Source organism: Sphingomonas aracearum (genome assembly GCF_003345355.1).
GTDB lineage: Bacteria > Pseudomonadota > Alphaproteobacteria > Sphingomonadales > Sphingomonadaceae > Sphingomonas > Sphingomonas aracearum.
The window spans coordinates 28,948-45,273 of record NZ_QQNB01000006.1 but is presented as its reverse complement, the minus strand read 5'-3'; the positions used below and the strand labels follow the sequence as shown (position 1 = coordinate 45,273).

General features: G+C 65.2%; 17 protein-coding genes. 8 read left to right on the top strand and 9 right to left on the bottom strand.

The genetic code is table 11. The features are described 5' to 3' along the window. Positions 1–44: 44 nt before the first annotated feature. A complete protein-coding gene (locus tag DVW87_RS17425) occupies positions 45–1,100 on the bottom strand; it encodes a ParB/RepB/Spo0J family partition protein (protein ID WP_114689043.1) in 1,056 nt (351 codons plus the stop codon). Positions 1,101–1,150: 50 nt separating this feature from the next. Next, positions 1,151–2,299: an AAA family ATPase gene (locus tag DVW87_RS17420; RefSeq protein ID WP_114689058.1), complete on the bottom strand. Its 1,149-nt coding sequence runs from the start codon at positions 2,297–2,299 to the stop codon at positions 1,151–1,153. A 93-nt stretch (positions 2,300–2,392) separates the two neighbouring features. On the opposite strand from DVW87_RS17420, the gene DVW87_RS17415 reads away from it, so the two are divergent. The 4 genes from DVW87_RS17415 to DVW87_RS17400 all read left to right on the top strand — a co-directional run bounded on the left by DVW87_RS17415 (position 2,393) and on the right by DVW87_RS17400 (position 7,750). After that, positions 2,393–3,982 carry a site-specific DNA-methyltransferase gene (locus tag DVW87_RS17415; RefSeq protein ID WP_239017991.1) on the top strand — a complete coding sequence of 530 codons (1,590 nt, stop codon included), beginning with the start codon at positions 2,393–2,395 and terminating at the stop codon, positions 3,980–3,982. Further along, positions 3,982–6,612 carry a DEAD/DEAH box helicase family protein gene (locus DVW87_RS17410; RefSeq protein WP_114689041.1) on the top strand — a complete coding sequence of 877 codons (2,631 nt, stop codon included), beginning with the start codon at positions 3,982–3,984 and terminating at the stop codon, positions 6,610–6,612. Before DVW87_RS17415 ends, DVW87_RS17410 begins: the two co-directional genes overlap by 1 nt. A gap of 278 nt (positions 6,613–6,890) precedes the next feature. Next, positions 6,891–7,199 (top strand): type II toxin-antitoxin system TacA family antitoxin, encoded by a 309-nt coding sequence (locus DVW87_RS17405; protein WP_066652233.1) that lies wholly within the window; start codon positions 6,891–6,893, stop codon positions 7,197–7,199. Then, entirely contained in the window at positions 7,196–7,750 is a 555-nt protein-coding gene (locus tag DVW87_RS17400) for a GNAT family N-acetyltransferase (protein WP_114689040.1), read from the top strand. The genes DVW87_RS17405 and DVW87_RS17400 overlap by 4 nt, the downstream gene beginning before the upstream one ends. A gap of 55 nt (positions 7,751–7,805) precedes the next feature. Here the strand turns inward: DVW87_RS17400 and DVW87_RS17395 are convergent, their stop codons facing one another. Then, entirely contained in the window at positions 7,806–8,390 is a 585-nt protein-coding gene (locus DVW87_RS17395; RefSeq protein ID WP_181814894.1) for an ImmA/IrrE family metallo-endopeptidase, read from the bottom strand. A 681-nt stretch (positions 8,391–9,071) separates the two neighbouring features. On the opposite strand from DVW87_RS17395, the gene DVW87_RS17385 reads away from it, so the two are divergent. From DVW87_RS17385 to DVW87_RS17370, 4 genes are all read left to right on the top strand, one after another. Further along, positions 9,072–10,643 carry a recombinase family protein gene (locus tag DVW87_RS17385; RefSeq protein ID WP_114689037.1) on the top strand — a complete coding sequence of 524 codons (1,572 nt, stop codon included), beginning with the start codon at positions 9,072–9,074 and terminating at the stop codon, positions 10,641–10,643. Beyond that, positions 10,640–11,539, top strand: a complete 900-nt coding sequence (locus DVW87_RS17380; protein ID WP_114689036.1) for a plasmid partitioning protein RepB C-terminal domain-containing protein — start codon at positions 10,640–10,642, stop codon at positions 11,537–11,539. Before DVW87_RS17385 ends, DVW87_RS17380 begins: the two co-directional genes overlap by 4 nt. 17 nt (positions 11,540–11,556) lie before the next feature. Next, the gene (locus DVW87_RS17375; RefSeq protein WP_239017989.1) at positions 11,557–12,429 is read left to right on the top strand and encodes a plasmid partitioning protein RepB C-terminal domain-containing protein; all 873 of its coding nucleotides are present in this window, start codon (positions 11,557–11,559) and stop codon (positions 12,427–12,429) included. 224 nt (positions 12,430–12,653) lie between these two features. Further along, positions 12,654–13,052, top strand: coding sequence for a recombinase family protein (locus tag DVW87_RS17370; protein ID WP_476712798.1), 399 nt, complete (start codon positions 12,654–12,656; stop codon positions 13,050–13,052). A 117-nt stretch (positions 13,053–13,169) separates the two neighbouring features. On the opposite strand, the gene DVW87_RS17365 is transcribed toward DVW87_RS17370, so the two are convergent. From DVW87_RS17365 to DVW87_RS18195, 6 genes are all read right to left on the bottom strand, one after another. Further along, positions 13,170–13,943, bottom strand: a complete 774-nt coding sequence (locus DVW87_RS17365) for a protein-L-isoaspartate O-methyltransferase family protein (RefSeq protein WP_114689034.1) — start codon at positions 13,941–13,943, stop codon at positions 13,170–13,172. Between the two features lie 126 nt (positions 13,944–14,069). Then, positions 14,070–14,321, bottom strand: coding sequence for a plasmid stabilization protein (locus DVW87_RS18450; RefSeq protein ID WP_239017993.1), 252 nt, complete (start codon positions 14,319–14,321; stop codon positions 14,070–14,072). 78 nt (positions 14,322–14,399) lie between these two features. Then, a complete protein-coding gene (locus tag DVW87_RS17355) occupies positions 14,400–14,585 on the bottom strand; it encodes a hypothetical protein (RefSeq protein WP_239017988.1) in 186 nt (61 codons plus the stop codon). A 59-nt stretch (positions 14,586–14,644) separates the two neighbouring features. Beyond that, the gene (locus DVW87_RS17350) at positions 14,645–15,310 is read right to left on the bottom strand and encodes a sensor histidine kinase (RefSeq protein WP_017980708.1); all 666 of its coding nucleotides are present in this window, start codon (positions 15,308–15,310) and stop codon (positions 14,645–14,647) included. Next, positions 15,307–16,086 carry a Crp/Fnr family transcriptional regulator gene (locus tag DVW87_RS17345; RefSeq protein ID WP_114689032.1) on the bottom strand — a complete coding sequence of 260 codons (780 nt, stop codon included), beginning with the start codon at positions 16,084–16,086 and terminating at the stop codon, positions 15,307–15,309. Before DVW87_RS17345 ends, DVW87_RS17350 begins: the two co-directional genes overlap by 4 nt. Further along, complete coding sequence (locus DVW87_RS18195) at positions 16,079–16,246, bottom strand: hypothetical protein (protein WP_181814892.1); 168 nt, start codon at positions 16,244–16,246, stop codon at positions 16,079–16,081. Before DVW87_RS18195 ends, DVW87_RS17345 begins: the two co-directional genes overlap by 8 nt. Positions 16,247–16,326 lie beyond the last annotated feature (80 nt).

The window sequence follows — 16,326 nt, the reverse complement described above, 5'->3', positions numbered from 1 at the left end:
TACAAAACCGATGCTCCGCCCCTGCATGTTTCCCCGGGGAAACATCAGCGCTGGAGTCCTTTCCCGGTCGCCTCGAGGTGGGCCAGTGCATCGCGCAAGGCGGTCATCAACTCGTCCGTGTCTGCGCCAGAGCCCGCGTGGAGGCGGATCGTCACGCCTTGCCGGTTAGCCGACTGTACCGTCAGTGCGGTGCGCCCGTACTTGGTGGCGTAGCGGTACGGCTCCGGCCTTTCGTCACCGGACAACGCCTTTGGCGCGTCGAGCAGCCGCCGCAGCACGTCCGTGGCGGGGGAGGGGGGGGTGCCCGCCTCGCGACGTGCCGCCTGTTCCTTGGCGACCTGCCGCGCCATGGCGGTGATCGCCTTGGCCATGTCCTTGTCGTCTAGCGCCTGGGCGAGTGTATAGGCCGGCTTCAGCTGCACGTCGCCCGGCGAAGCGAAGGCGGCAATCACCGCGTCAGGGATCGTGGCGACCTTCAGCATCTTGGACAGCCAGCCCTTGGACAGCTTCAGCCGCTCGGCCATCCGCGTCTGGTGGTTGCCGTAATGCGCCTTCAGCGCGTCGAGATAGTTGCGGGCCCGCTCCAGGTCGGACACGTCGGCCCGCGCGCGGTTTTCCAGATCCGCCAGCCGGAAAGCCGCCTCATCATCCAGCTGCGCGACCTGCGCCACGAACTGCATGTCGGGATAGCTGTGCGAACGCAGCCAGCTGATCGACCAATGCCGCCGCGTGCCGGCGATCACCTCGAAATCGTGATCCGGATCGCCGTCGACGCGCCGCACCACCGCCGGCACCTTCTGTCCGCCCTCGGCGACGATCGAGTCGATCAGCTCGCGGCAATTCTCCTCCGAGAGGTGCGCGTACGTGCGAGCGTTGCCCGGCCAGATGCGCACGCGCGCGGGATCGAGCAGCAGTTGGGTGACCTGCCGCACCTCGCCGCTCGCCACACGCGCCAGCGCGGACTCGCGACCGAGCAGCGTGGTCGTGCGCGCGCGTTCCGGGGGAGCCTCGCGCGCCGGGGCAGGGAAGGGGGCATTGCCTTGTTCGGACGCGTCATCTGCGAGCAGCGCCGCCAGATAGTCCGATTGCTTACGCGCCATGCCGCACCTCCCGTGCAGAACGTAAGTAGAACATGGCGTTATAGGAAAGGTCAGGCCGCGGCATGGATCACCGCCTCCTCGCTGGCCGGTTCGACACGCCCCCAGCTTTGGCGCACGAGCTGCTCCACCTGCCGCAGCGCCTCGTCCAGATTGGCGCGGCTGCGCTTGTGCGTCTTGGGCGTGCCGATCGGCTTTTCCAGCTCGTAGACGGTCATCATCCGCATCGCCGCATGGCTGATCTCGGCCGATTCGAGGATCGGCACCGGGAGCAGGGCAGGGCCGAAGCTCTGCTCCATGATCGCGCGCACCATTGCGTGGCTGGGATCGTTGCAATCGAACTTGGAGCAGATCAGCCGGACGAACTGGTAGTCGACCTCGATGCCGGCGCCCGTCAGCTGGTGCAGCACCTGATCCATCATCGACAGGAATTGCACGGTGGAGCAGAAATCCGGCGTGGTAGCCGCCAGCGGCACCAGCAGCGCGTTCGCCGCCTGCATCACTGCCAGGCTAATCGTGCCGAGGGCAGGGGGCGGATCGAGCAGAACGATGTCATAGTCGCGCGCGAGGTCGGACAAACCGCGCTTCAGCTTGCGAAACCGCGCCGCCAGCACTGATCCGCCATCGCTGCCCGCTGCCGCCAGCTCATATTCGACGTCGAACAGTTCGAGATTGGACGGGATCAGGTCCACGTTCGGCCACGGCGTCCGCTTTACCGCGTAGAGCAGGTCCGCCTGGGTTGGGTCAATCGAGAGATACGGGTAGAGCGTCTCTTCCCGCGTAATGTTGAAGTGTGGGTTGAAGCCGAACAGGGTCGTCGTCGTCGCCTGGCTGTCGCAATCGACCACCAGCACGCGATAGCCCTGCACCGCGAAATAATGGGCTAGGTGCGTGGTGACGGTCGACTTGCCAACGCCGCCCTTGAAGTTCTGCACCGCGATGATCGCCGGCACGTCGAGCGGGGCGCGGGCAGGGGACGCGCCCAGCACCTCGCGCATCCGCAGCATTTCCTCGACCGTGTAGCCCAGCCGGCGCCCGCTCTCGGAGGCGGGGGCAGGGGGCAATCTCCCGTCATCTTCCGCCATGCGGATGCGGTTGGTAGAGCAGCCGAGCAGCTGTGCCGCCTCGGCGATGCCGAAGCGAACGTTGAGCCCCTTGCGGCTCTCGGGCAGAAACGCTTTGCGCCGGAGGCGTTCGATCATCCGCTCGCCAGCCTCGGCGAGGTCGCCGATCTGCGTCAGCACTGCACCATCATGTGCCAAGACAAAGCCCCTTGAACCTTTTCAGCAACGAACTTGCCAGATTTCATTCAGGGCGGCAAGAAGGCGGGCGAAGGGGACACAATGCCGATCCTGCACTGGCTGACACGCGACCGCGACGTGAAGGCGGCGGATGCCGTACCGTACCGCCTGCTGGAGCGCGACGCGGCGCTTTCCGCCGGCGCGCCCGGCAGCGGCAACATGCTGATCCAAGGCGACAATCTGGAGGCGCTCAAGAGCCTGCTGCCCTATTATCGCGGACAGGTGAAGTGCATCTACATCGACCCGCCTTACAATACGCGGTCGGCTGTTTCTGTCCATTATGACGACACGTTAGAGCACAGTCAGTGGCTGGCGATGATCTATCCGCGGCTTGAACTACTCCAAGAACTGCTCGCTGAGGATGGAAGCATCTGGGTGTCAATTGACGATCATGAGGGGCATTACCTCAAGATCGTGATGGACGAGGTGTTTGGACGCGGATCTTTCATTGCAAGCCCTGTTTGGCAAAAGCGTTACTCGCGTGAAAACCGAGAGGCGATCGGCGACGTTCACGAGTATCTGCTCGCCTATTCACCATCACCTGAGCGCTTCAAAGCGCAACGCAACAAGCTGCCGCTTGATGAGGATCAGGCCAAGATCTATCGCAATCCTGACAACGCCAAAGAAGCAGACCCGAGTAAGCGTTGGCGTGGGCTTCCGATGACTGCGCAGGGCTACCGCCCAAACCAGATGTACGAGATTGTCGCCCCGAATGGTCGACGGCATACACCTCCCGAAGGTCGCTGCTGGTCGATGATTCGACCCGAGTTCGAAAAGCTAGTTGAGGCGAAGCGGATTTACTGGGGCAAGGACGGGAACGCACAGCCGAGCGTCATCCGTTTTCTTTCTGAGGTCGAAGGATTGGTGCCTTGGACATGGTGGCCACATGGCGAGGTCGGCCATACTGACGAGAGCAAGAAAGAGGCGAACGCGTTGTTTGGCGCCGACGTAAGTTTCGGCACGCCCAAGCCCGAACGCCTGCTGCAACGCATCCTCCACATTGCCACCAACCCCGGCGACCTCGTCCTCGACTCCTTCCTCGGCTCCGGCACCACGGCGGCGGTCGCGCACAAGATGGGGCGGCGCTGGATCGGGATCGAGATGGGCGACCATGCCGTCACTCATTGCGCGCCGCGGCTGAACAAGGTTATCGCGGGTGAGGGCGGCGGCATCAGCCGGGCGGTCGACTGGCAGGGCGGGGGCGGGTTCGACTTCTACCGGCTCGGCCCTGCGGTGTTCGACGCCGATGGCACGATCGCCGCCGGCATCGCCTTCGCCCCGCTCGCCGCGCACGTCTGGTTCGCGGAGACCGGGACGCCATTCGCCGGAGCGGCCGCCACGCCGTTCCTGGGCCACCATGACGGGCAGGGGGTCGCGCTGCTCTACAATGGCATTCTCGGTGACAAGCGTCCGGCGGGCGGCAACGTGCTGACACGCGCGACGCTGGCGCTGATCCGGGAGGGGGCAGGGGGCTTCACCGGCCCGGTCACCATCTATGGCGAGGTGAGCCGGCTGTCGCCCGCGACGCTCACCGCCGAGCGCGTCATCTTCAAGCAGACGCCCTACGACGTGAAGGCCCGCTGATGCAGCTCAAGACCTATCAGCAGGCGACCCTCGACACGCTGCGTCGCTTTTTCGAAGCGGCACAGGCGCACGAGCCCAAGGCCGCGTACGAGGCGATCACGACCGAGCCGGACCAGGCCAGGCGGCTGCGCGGCTATGGCGGGCGCTACACGCCGCTGCTCGGACAGGAGGGGATGCCCTATGTCTGCCTGCGCCTGCCCACCGGCGGCGGCAAGACGCTGCTCGCCGCGCACAGCGTCGCGGTCGCGCGCGATGCGTGGATCGGGCGCGACTATCCGCCGGTGCTGTGGCTGGTGCCGACCACGACGATCCGCCGGCAGACCGTGGACGCGCTGAACAACCCGCGCCATCCCTATCGTCAGGCGCTGGCTGCCGCCTTCGGTGAGCCGGTGCGCGTGTTCGACATCGCCGATTTCACCCGGCTGACCGCGGCCGACCTGTCGCGGCACCTTTGCGTGTTCGTCGCCACCATCCAGACGCTGCGCGTGGAGAACACAGAGGGGCGCAAGGTCTATGCGCACCACGAGGCGCTGGAGCCGTTGTTCGCGAACGTGCCGAAGCGGATCTCGGGGCTGGAGCCGCTCGGTGCCGAGGTGGCAAAGCGGGTAGGGGGCCACCCGGACGACATACGCTATTCCTTCGCCAACCTGCTCCACCTCCATCGCCCGCTGATGATCGTGGATGAGGCGCACAAGGCGGTGACCGGCCTGTCGCGCGAGATGCAGGCGCGCGTGAACCCGTCCGCCATCATCGAGTTCACCGCGACCCCGCATCCCAAGAGCAACATCCTCCACGCGGTCAGCGCCGCCGAGCTGAAGGCGGAGCAGATGATCAAGCTGCCCGTCCGCCTGGATGAGCACCAGACCTGGGAGGGTGCGGTGACCGGCGCGATCGCGCGCCGCGCCGAGCTGGCGGAGAAGGCGGGCCGCGATCGCGACGGATACATCCGCCCGCTGGTGCTGTTCCAGGCCGAGGACAAGGGCCGCGAGGTGACCGTCGACGTGCTGCTGGAGCACCTCCGGTCCGTCCACCACATCCCCGCCGACAAGATCGCGGTCGCGACCGGCGACCAGCGCGGTCTCGACGGCATCGACCTGTTCTCGCCCGACTGCCCGATCGACTACATCATCACCGTCGAGGCGCTGAAGGAGGGCTGGGACTGTTCCTTCGCCTACGTCTTCTGTTCGGTCGCCAACATTCGCAGCGCGACCGATGCCGAACAGCTTCTCGGCCGCGTGCTGCGCATGCCCTATGCCGTGCGGCGCAAGGCGCCCGCGCTGAACAAGGCCTACGCGCACCTCGTGTCCAAGTCGTTCGCGGAGGCCGCGACGGCCCTGAAGGACCGGCTGGTCGACATGGGATTCGAGGAGCAGGAGGCGGAAGCGTCGATCGAAGCGGCGCCGACGCTGGGAGAGGGGCTGTTCGGCGCGCGCGCCCGTCCGCTGCCGTCCGCGCGGATCGAGGTCGCGGCGGATGCAGGCACTTTGGCGGCGGTGAGGGCCGCCGCGCCCGATCGGCTCAGCGTCGAGGATGGCGCGATCCGGATCACCGGCTTCCTGCGCGAGGCGGAGAAGGCGGCGGTCTATGCCGCGCTCCCCGCGCCCGCCGCCGCCCATGTGCGCGAACAGGTCGCCGCCTATGAGGCCGAGCACGCGCATGAAGCGGCGCCCGCCGAGCTTGGGCAGACGTTTGTCGTGCCCCGCCTGATGGCGCAGATGCAGGGCGAGCTGGTGTTCGCCGATACGGACCGCCTGTCCGAGTATTTCGACTGGTCGCTCGCCGAGGCCGGTCACCAGCTTACCCGCGACCAGTTCGACGTGGCCGAAACCGCCGACGCCTTTCAGATCGACCTCGACGGTGATCGGCTCACCGTGGCGCACAGCGACGTCAGCGACCAGTTGCTGCTCGACGTGCCGGTCGAGGGCTGGACGGAGAGCGGGCTCGTCGCGCTGTTGGCGAAGGCGGTGCGACAGGATGACGTGCGCCCCGCCGAGCTGCTGGCGTGGCTGGCCGATGTGGTCGGTTTTCTGGTCCGCGATCGCCATCTGCCGCTCGCCGCGCTGATGCGCTGCCGCTTCCTGCTCGCGCGGCGCCTGCGCGATCGCATCGCCGCCGTTCGCCAGGCCGCTCGTGAGCGGGCGTATCAGAGCTGCCTCTTCGGCCCCGACGCTGCGCCGACCGTCTCGGTCGAGCACGGCTTCCGCTTCGCTGACGGCATGTTTGATGGCGTGCCCGCCTATCGGGGCAGCTATCGCTTCACCAAGCACTTCCTGCCCGCGGTACCTGTTTTCGACAGCGGCGAGGACGGCGAGGAGCTCAGCGCCGCCAAGCAGCTCGACGCGGTGCCGGAGGTGGACGTCTGGGTCCGCAACGTCGCGAGCCATCCCGCCGCCTTCTGGCTGCCGCTGGCGACGGGCCGCACCTACCCCGACTTCGTGGCGCGGCTGACGGACGGCCGCCTCCTGGTCGTCGAGTATAAGGGCGGCCATCTCGTCCGCGACGCAGCCGAAAAGCGCCTCGCCGGTGAGCTGTGGGAGCGAAGCGGCGGCGGCCTGTACGTCTTCGCCGAGCGGGAGCGGGACGGGATGAACGTATGCGATCAGATCCGTCGTGCGATCGGCCGTGGGTGATTGGCGGTCGTTTGGCAAAGGGCAGGGTTGGGTAGGAAAACGGACGGGGCGGCTTGGACAGACGGGAACGCCTTCATTCACCATTCACGCCGGCACTCACGGCAGCTACCAGCTCCCACACCCCTTATCGAAGTGCATGTTGAGTCATCCCGGCCAGACATTCTGACGCGGGTTTCTGACGCCTGTAGCAGGACAGACAAATTAAGCGACTCTCAATCTTTTGTTGAAATGTACGCCGCAAAGACGTACATGTGCGTTAAGGTTGGATGAGGTGTGCCATGCTTGGCTTTCAGGATCAGGTCGGCGCCGTTGAGGAGCGCAGCAGCGAGCGGATGAACTTCCGTACCAAGCCGCGCATCAAGCAGGCGATTCAGCAGGCTGCCGCTCTTTCCGGTGTGGACGATTCCGTCTTCACGATGAACGCGGCCTATCGCTCTGCGATGGAGACGATCGCGGCGCACGAACGCACCACCCTGCAGCCGGTCGATCATGCGCGCTTCTTTGCGGCGCTCGACACGCCGCCGGCACCCACCGAGCGACTTCGGGCAGCATTCGCGCGGCATCGTGAGACGATCGTCAGCAGGTGACGGCGACAGAGGACGCAAATCTCTTCACCATCGAACCGATCGATCCTGCCAGGCACGATCGAGCGGCCTTTTCCTGTGGCATCACGCAGGTCGACAACTTCTTCCGCCGGACCGCGAATAAGCTCGCCAAGGCGGATAACGTCCGCACCTTCGTGATGGTCGGTGCCGAGGGCGAGCTGATCGGCTTCTATGCCACCAACGCCCATGCGATCGACTATACCGAGTTACCCGATCGGTTCGCCCGCAACCACCCTGCGCATGGCAGTATCCCGGCCGCCTACATTTCGATGATCGGCGTCGACAGCCGCTTTCAAGGGCAAGGCTATGGCGGCGATCTGTTGGTCGATTGCCTCAAGCGCCTGGCCTTGGCGGCCGAAGCGTTGGGGATCGCCGTCGTCATGCTGGACGTGTTCGACTGCGGCGATGCCGAGAAGGTGGCGAAACGCATCGCGCTCTATACCGGCTATGGCTTTGAGCCGCTGCCCTCCAACGGCTTGCGGTTGTTCCTGCCGATCGCGACGGTTCGGACTCTTATGCAAGCGGATGCGTAGGCTGAGAATTGCTGACGCGTAACTTGCCCAGTTCAAAGCCCCACGCTGCGCGGTCCTAATCAAGCATTTGATCTTTCAGCGTCAGAAGGGCGAGCACATCATTCCCAAAGCCTTTGACGCACTCCTCGGTCAGCTCAAACCTATCGGCGCCCCGGCGATCGAACCATGCGTCCGCCCCGATGATCGTCGGCCGCGACCCATCAATCTTTCCATACAGCACGTCCATCGCGTCTGACTCAGGATCGAGATCATCACGGGGAAACCATTGATCCGGAATGCCGCCATTGCGTCGAAACCATCGGCGTTCGTTCTGACCGTGGCAAAAGATCATACAGGGCCAAGGGCTATGGTCGATAAACCTTAGCGCCGTCGCCAACCGGCTGGTGGAAAAGGCAGCCGCCAGAGCGTCGATCGCTTCGAATGACGGCCGCCGGTGAGCGGCAGCAAACGGTCGAAACAGATAGGCCGGCATCAACAGGTCGGCGGCATAATTATCAGCTTGCCGCTCAATGCCGGCACCGCCCTGGCTGACACTTCCGATCTCACTCGCCCTGCAGACCGACGACCGGCCGCGATGATGCTGCCAGTGGCCCAACTCGTGCGCGATCGAGAAGCGACGGCGACGCGGATCGCTGCGCAAGGCGCAGCCGCCAATCGAGCTCGCCCACCTGCAGGCGCTGGCGACCCACTTCCCTACGGCCGACTTCGTGTTCCAACTTGACCCATCCTTTGAGCCTGAGCGCAGCGCGGAGCAGCGGGCCGATGCATCAATCCCGGTGAACGGGAGAGCGACCGGGAGCAGGTGCGTCGCTACCTGCCCGTGCTAAAGGCCGCGCTGGCGCGCTAGCGACTGATGAAGTTTCACAACCGCGCGGGTTGTGCCCCTTGCTACCGTCCTGCAGTCCGCTGTCGCCGTAGGACCTCGAAGGCTCCGCTCGCTTTGGCGAGTGCGACCTCGACTGCATGCAGGTCGGTTGCGAGCGCCAGCTCAGGTCGCGCGGCCATGGTGAGCACCGCTGAAAGCACCGCATCGGACTCCCGCGCCAGTCTCACCAGATGGTGCCCGCTTGGCCCGACAACCCCGTTCAGCCAGTTTCGCGCCGTCCGATCGGATGCTTCAGTCCATCGCTGGATCTGCTTGGCAGCGCCGGTGCCCGTCCCGAGCTCGGTTCGCAAAGCGTCGCTTACCGCACCGATATAGTCGGCCTCTGTCAGCCTCCCCCCATCTGGAAATCGGCTGCCGGAATTTGGAAACATGTTGCCGCCCCTTTCAGGATAGTGGCGGCTGTGGGCGCGTGCGCCTCCTGGTCAGAGGCCGCCGATGGTAATCAATTGGAACACGCCTGAGGACGACAAGCCACCGGATCCGCCACGGGTGCGAGCGGCCGAGTATGTCCGCATGTCGACCGAGCACCAGCAATACTCTACCGACAATCAGGCCGCCGCGATCCGGCGTTATGCCGACACCCACGGCTATGAGATCGTCCACACCTACAAGGATGACGGCAAGAGCGGCCTCAACCTGTCGGGCCGCTCGGGTCTGAAGCTCCTGCTCGCCGACATCGAGGCGGGTCGCACCGACTTTCAGGCGCTGCTCGTGTACGATGTAAGCCGGCTAGGTCGCTTTCAGGATCCGGACGAGGCCGCCACGCACGAGCTTCGTATCCGCGCCGCCGGCATCCAAGTCGAGTATTGCGCCGAGCAGTTCCGCAACGACGGCAGCATCAGCTCGTCGATCATCAAGACCGTCAAACGCACCATGGCGGCCGAGTACAGCCGCGAGCTGTCCGTCAAGGTGTTCGCGGGTCAGGCGAACCTGATCCGGCGCGGCTACCGACAGGGGGGTGCTGCCGGCTACGGCCTGCGCCGCCTCCTCGTCGACGTGAACGGCGATCCCAAGGGCGAGCTCGGCCGCGGCGAGCACAAGAGCATCGCCACCGACCGCGTGATCCTGGTGCCCGGCCCTGCGGAAGAAGTGGCGGTGGTCCAGGAGGTCTACCGGCTGTTTACCGAGGTGGGAAAACCCGAGCGCGAGATTGCCGACCTGCTCAATGCGCGCGGCCTTCTCACCGATCTTGGCCGTCCCTGGTCCCGGGGCACGGTCCATCAGCTGCTCATCAACGAGAAGTACGTGGGCGACAATGTCTGGGCGCGAACCTCCTTCAAGCTGAAGCGCCAGCACGTCCAGAACGCCGAGGACGAGTGGATCAGGGCCGAAGGCGCGTTCGCGGCCATTGTCGATCGGGCGATGTTCGCCCGGGCGCGCGCCACCATCGACGCGCGCTCCGAGCGGCTCAGCGATCAGGCGATGCTCGAGCTGCTGGCTTCGATCTTCGCCAGCAAGGGCATGCTGACGGGCCTGATCATCGATGAAGCCGAGGATGCGCCGTCGAGCAGCGCGTACCGCCGCCGGTTCGGCAGCCTGCTGCGTGCCTACGAGCTGGTCGGCTTCGCTCCCGATCGCGACTATCGCTACCTGGAGATCAACCGGAAGCTGCGGGAGCTGCACCCCAGGATCGTCGATGACACGATCGCGGCGCTGGAACAGGCCGGCGGCACGGTCGTCCGCGACACCGCGACCGACCTGCTCACCGTCAACGGCGAGTTCACGGCTTCGCTGGTGGTGGTGCGCTGCGTTCAGACCGCGGCCGGTTCGCTGCGCTGGAAGCTCCGGCTCGATGCGGCGCTCAGGCCCGACCTGACAGTCGCGGTACGGATGGCGCCGGGCAACGAACTGCCTCGCGACTATTACCTCCTTCCCCGCCTCGACATGGGCGATGCCGTGCTGCGCCTGTGCGAGCATAACGGCCTCTCGCTCGACGCCTACCGCTTCGATGACCTGTCCGCCTTTCATCGCATGGCGGTACGGCGATCCTGGAGAATGGCCGCATGAGCACCGCCAGACCCGCCCAGCGCGTGGAGTGGATCCCGCTCGACCGCATCACCGTCGTCAACCCGCGCACCCGCAACAAGCGCGTGTTCAAAGAGATCGTCGACAACATCGCTCAGGTCGGTCTCAAGCGCCCGATCACGGTCACACGTCGCATGGAAGCGGACGGTCCCTTCTACGACCTGGTCTGCGGTCAGGGACGCCTCGAGGCTTACCGGGCACTCGGTCAGGGCGAAGTTCCGGCACTCGTCGTCTCGGCCGACCCGGAAGATTGCCTGATCGCCAGCCTGGTCGAGAACTGCGCCCGACGCCAGCATAGCGCGATCGACCTGCTGCAGGATATCGGCGGCATGCGGGAGCGGGGCCACAGCCTCCCCCAGATCGCCCGCAAGACGGGCCTCACGCTCGAATATGTCAGTGGGGTTGCCCGCCTTCTCGAGCAGGGCGAGCAGCGGCTGCTGCGGTCGGTGGAGGCGCGTGCGATCCCGCTCAGCGTCGCGGTGGAAATCGCCGACGCGGACGATCATGATGTCCAGCGCGCCCTGCAGCTCGCTTATGAGAAAGGCACATTGCGCGGTCGCAAGCTGCTCGCCGCGAAGCGCATCGTCGAGGACCGGCGCCGGCGCGGCAAGCATCTCAAACAGCATACCGGCAAGCCCTCTCATGGACAGAAGCTCTCGCCCGCCGCGCTCGTCCGTGCCTATCAGGACGACGTCGATCGCAAGCGCGCCCTGATCCGCCGTGCGGACACAGCGCGCGATCGGCTCCTCCTCATCATCGAAGCTCTTCGGCGACTGCGCTCGAACGAGCAGTTCGCGGCCCTGGTGGAGGACGAGGACCTCGCTACCCTGCCTGAAAACCTGGCGGTCCGCCTCGACCGGATGGGCGCGGTCTCATGAGCCCGGGGCCGCAAAGCATGGCCGTCAAACTGGCCTTCGAGGAAGCCAGCCTGCGTATCCCGATCGACAGCATCATGCCGCTGCGGGCCGTCTCCGCGGCCGTGAAGAAGTCGGTGAAATACGGCCAGATCGCAGCCTCGATCGCCGAGGTCGGGATCATCGAACCGCCTGTCGTCGCGCGGGACGCGACCGATCACGGCCGCTATCATCTGCTCGACGGACACCTGCGCGTCGAGATCGTGCGGGAGCGGGGCGAAACCGAGATCGTGTGCCTGGTCGCGACCGACGACGAGGCCTTCACCTACAACAAGCGGGTCAGCCGGATCGCGACCATCCAGGAACACCGGATGATCCTCAACGCGGTCAAAAAGGGCGTCTCCGAGGAACGGCTCGCCCGCGCCCTCAACGTCGACATCGCGAGCATCCGGAAGAAGCGGAATCTGCTGGTCGGCATCTGCCCGGAAGCGGCCGACCTGCTGAAGGACCGGCACATACCCATCCACGTGTTCACCGAGCTTCGTTTCATGAAGCCCGTCCGTCAGGTCGAGGCGGCCATGGCAATGATCACGATGAACCGGTTCACGGTCAGCTATGCGCGATCGCTGGTGGCTTCCACGCCCGACGATCAGCTCGTCGCCGGCAAGCCGCGCCGGGTGCCGGGCCTGACCGAAGACCAGGTCGCGACCATGCAGCGGGAGAGCGAGAACTTGGATCGGCAGCTGCGTGCTGTCGAGCAGAGCTACAGCGCCGACCAGCTCGATCTCATGCTGGCCGCCGGATACGTGAACCGCTTGCTCGGCAATGCCCGCGTGGTCCGCTACCTTGCCCAACACCATGCCGACATTCTGGCCGAGTTCCAGAAGCTGAGCGACCTCCAAAAGGCAGCTTGACGTGCCGTGACAACCGCAATGCCCTCGCTTCTGGTGCTCTGGTCTGGGCGCAGTGAGAAACCGAAATCGGATCAGCTGAATGGGACAATTGTTCGCAGTTGGCTACTTCGGGTCTTTACGGTTAGCTTAGCGCAACAGCATCGGCTTATGTCTCTTTGAGCCACTCGTTGAAGGGCTGGCTCACAAGGGTATACCCAAGCACGCCGGGCGGGAGTGATGAGCACGTGGCAGGCAGCGAGGTGAGGGCGGCGCGGGTGTACCTGCGGGTGAGCACGGACGAGCAGGACCTGACGCGGCAGGAGAGCATCGTCGCCGGCGCGCGGGCGGCCGGCTTCTACGTGGCGGCCGTGTACCGGGAGAAGGCGTCCGGCGCGCGGCCCGACCGGCCGGAGCTCCTGCGCATGGTGGCGGACCTGCAGCCCGGCGAGGTGGTGGTGGCCGAGAAGATCGACCGCATCAGCCGCCTGCCGCTGGCGGAGGCCGAGCTGCTGGTGGAGACGATCCGCGGCAGGGGGGCGCGCCTGGCGGTGCCGGGCATCGCGGACCTGTCCGAACTGGTAGCCGACAGCGCGGGCGTGGCGCGCATCGTGCTGGAGGCGATGCAGGACAAGCGCCGGGCTTAGCGTACGTTTTCGGGCCTTCTCTCACCGGTCTCCTGTAAACGCTCGTGATAAGTGGCGGCGTTCTGATAGCGCTATTTGCCGCAGCGAGCGACGAGGGTCGAGCGAACCCAAGTGACCTTAGCTCGGCTGTTTTCTGCCCGTTGTGAAGAACAAAGCCATATCATTGGGAACATAGCCGCTCACCGCGTCGGCAATCACGCTGCCGATGAAGTCGGCCCTGATCGCCTCCCTCGTTTCGGCTCTGGCCTCCTTGATGCCCCGCCACGCCGGATGATCCAGGCGCTCGTCGTACATGGCGATCACGTCGTCGATCGCGACTGGGTTGGTATTCGCGAAAGCTTTGCGGATATCGACGACCTCAAATCCTGCCTGAACCAGCAAGTCCCGGCACCGTTCAGGCGTATCCGCCACTTCGCCGTAGGACAGCCTCACCCCGTGACGAAGCGCCGCTTCCGACGCGCGTTGCGAAAAGCCGAATGGCTTGGCGGCTGTGTCGAACGCGATCGTACCGCCCGGCTTCAGAAGGTCACGCCAACAGCGCAAGGCCGCGTTGATATCCGACATCAACACAAGGGCGGACGCGCAGAACAGACGATCAAAGCTGCTGGCAGCATAGGCGGGGTGTTCGGCGTCTCCTTGCTCAAATCGAACATTGGCGAGCCGCGCCTCCGCCGCTTCGATCATCGCCGCGACGATGAAGGGCTGCGAGATGGTCTGCTCCTCGGCGATGGGAAGCGGAGCGTCTTCATACGCGAACTCCTCGAGGCCCGGTTCGACGAAGCGCTCCCGCGGAACGGCACGCATCGCTGCCAGCACGCGCTGATCCCGAACGCCACGCCGCTTGATATGCACGTCCATCATGCGATCGCGTGCGCGTTGAACGTCGGTCATTGCCGCTCTCCGTGCGATGTTCTTTCCGTGAGAAAACACGGCGATCCGAGGCGTTCCGGTTCTCGCCCCTTGGGCCGACGACCTGGGGGCTGGTGGCCATCTTCTCGGCCACATCCCGCCCATCTCTCACTTTCCCGCGACGTTGCGCTTGCGGGTCGCCGCTGCCGCCTTGGCGGACGCGGAGCGATCGGCTGCCGATCGGTGCGCGGATGCTTCTCCGCCCTCCTTACCGCCCGTCTTCAAGGAGTCATGCATGTCGGCTTTGCCGCGACCCGATCCCGGCTCGTCGCCGCCTCCGCTCTCCTTGGTGACCGTCGCTCGGGCGCGGCGTTCGGCCTCATCCTTGGGTCTGCCGCGTTCCTCGTAGCTCTCCTCGATGTGCTCAGCCTTACGCTTCTGCTTATCGGTATAGTCGTCCTTGTCTCCCTAAAGTATCGGCTCTCTCCTGCTCGCCCGTCAGGCTGATCGGATCGTCAGCTTCGGACGGGTCTTTGTGCGCCTGCGCAATTCGCGCGCGTGCGCTTCATATTCGATCGCGAGCAGGCGGTGCGCCGATGCCGCCTCGGCCGATTTCGCACTGTCTGCTGCCTCGGCTTCCTCTCGGGCGCGCCGTTCATAATATTCGGGATTGTCGTTGGTCACGTCGCCCTCTTCAGTCTGATCCAGCTACTCTCCACACGAAGGCTACGACAAGATGACGCCTAGTGGCTCGCCATTGGCACCCTGATCTCGAAACACTTTGATCCGTTCGCGGGCAGAATGACGAGCCCGCCGATCGACTCGAGCAATCGCCGTACAAGTCCGAGCCCCAGTCCACCCGTCGTTCGACTTGCGATCTCGGGGAAAGGAAGACCGTCATCATCGACGATGATCGTCAGACTTCGGCTGTCGTGCGGGCGCACGACGATGCGGATGCGACCACTTCGGTCCTGTGCGAAGGCGTGTTTAATGGCGTTAGTCGCCAGCTCGTTGACGATCAGCGTCAGTGTCGTGACCTGAACCGCCGACAAGCCGCTCACGGCGCTCGCCGTTTCCAGCGACAGGAAGATGGAGCGCGGCTCGGCCTGGCTCTGCAACGCCTCGCATACCTGCCGCAATGCCGCCTCCAGCGTCGGTCGGCGTTCTTCCTTGAGCGACGCTCGGGCACGCGCGAGGATAGCGACCCGCTCCATCGTGTCGATCAGCGCCTGCCGCGTCTCGTCACTTGCCGCCTTCCGGCTCTGAAGCGCGAGCAGGCTCACGACGAGCTGGAGGTCGTTGCTGCACCGATGATTGGTTTCGCGCAGCAGCAGCTCGGCTTCCGGCGACAGGGCCCGATAATCGGCAGAAGGATTGGCGTAGGCCGTTGCCATCTCGGAATCGTTCATGGCGCGAGGTGGGCGGATGCTCGCCCGTCCTGTAGATAGGCAGGATCGAAACCCGCGATCTGACGAAGCGCGTCCATGTCGGCGATCATGACAGTGCGCCCTTTCGTCTCGATCAGGCTCTCGGCGCGCAGCTGCTGGACCGTGCGATTGACGTGGACAGAAGTGAGGCCGAGCACATCGGCGATCTGCTCCTGGGTCAGCGGCAGCTCGAAGCGGCTCTCCCCATCGTCCAGATCGCCGAGCCGCGCGCTCATCTCGCACAACAGATGCGCCAAGCGCTGCCGGGCTGACAGCCGGCCAAGGCAAAGCGCCCACTGGCTGAGGATCGCGTTCTCATTCAGCGCGAGCCAGCCGAGAGTCTTGGCGATGCCGCTGTGCTGCTCGGCCAGCGCCAGGACGCGGTCGCGCGGAAGGGTGAGAACCTTGGTCGGGGTGAGCGTACGCACCGCATAATGCAGGCGCGTGAAGAGCAGAGCGTCCAGGTTCGCCGCTTCGCCGGGGGTCAGGAGCGCCACGATCTGACGGTGGCCGTCTCGCGTCATTTTGTAGCGGCACGCCCACCCATCGATCAGAACCTCGATGTGGGCGGCGCGCTCGCTCTCCCGCAACAAGTCCTTGCCGGCTGCGACCGACCTTGCGGGAAGTGCGACTCTCTCAAGCGCGAGCCGGTCCTCCGTCGAAAGGAAGGGAGACGCGGCGAACCGCGTGCCTAGCAGCGTAGGGTGAGACGAACGCTGGTGTGAGAGGGTCCCGCTGGACCGAAACTCGTCAAGCATGTTCCACCTGCCTCGCCGGTTCCACGGAGGCGATACGATCGAGATAGGCCTCGGCGAGCCGGTGGTGCGCCGCTACGACTTCAGGCTTGGTCGCCCGCTGCGCCAACTCCAGTTCGGCTCCGGCGCGACGTTGGAAATAGAGGACATCATCTTCGGTCATGCCTTCCTCCACCTACCGTTCACATGCGATACATATTCCGGCATCTTCTCCATGTTAAGTTCTATCTGGTCTGTCGGGAA

Coding starts and splice junctions, on each gene's coding strand:
- DVW87_RS17345 (WP_114689032.1), bottom strand. CDS start 16,086: ATGCTTGACGAGTTTCGGTCCAGCGGGACCCTCTCACACCAGCGTTCG.
- DVW87_RS17350 (WP_017980708.1), bottom strand. CDS start 15,310: ATGAACGATTCCGAGATGGCAACGGCCTACGCCAATCCTTCTGCCGAT.
- DVW87_RS17410 (WP_114689041.1), top strand. CDS start 3,982: ATGCAGCTCAAGACCTATCAGCAGGCGACCCTCGACACGCTGCGTCGC.
- DVW87_RS17405 (WP_066652233.1), top strand. CDS start 6,891: ATGCTTGGCTTTCAGGATCAGGTCGGCGCCGTTGAGGAGCGCAGCAGC.
- DVW87_RS17385 (WP_114689037.1), top strand. CDS start 9,072: ATGGTAATCAATTGGAACACGCCTGAGGACGACAAGCCACCGGATCCG.
- DVW87_RS17375 (WP_239017989.1), top strand. CDS start 11,557: ATGGCCGTCAAACTGGCCTTCGAGGAAGCCAGCCTGCGTATCCCGATC.
- DVW87_RS17380 (WP_114689036.1), top strand. CDS start 10,640: ATGAGCACCGCCAGACCCGCCCAGCGCGTGGAGTGGATCCCGCTCGAC.
- DVW87_RS17425 (WP_114689043.1), bottom strand. CDS start 1,100: ATGGCGCGTAAGCAATCGGACTATCTGGCGGCGCTGCTCGCAGATGAC.
- DVW87_RS17365 (WP_114689034.1), bottom strand. CDS start 13,943: ATGACCGACGTTCAACGCGCACGCGATCGCATGATGGACGTGCATATC.
- DVW87_RS18195 (WP_181814892.1), bottom strand. CDS start 16,246: ATGACCGAAGATGATGTCCTCTATTTCCAACGTCGCGCCGGAGCCGAA.
- DVW87_RS17420 (WP_114689058.1), bottom strand. CDS start 2,299: ATGATCGAACGCCTCCGGCGCAAAGCGTTTCTGCCCGAGAGCCGCAAG.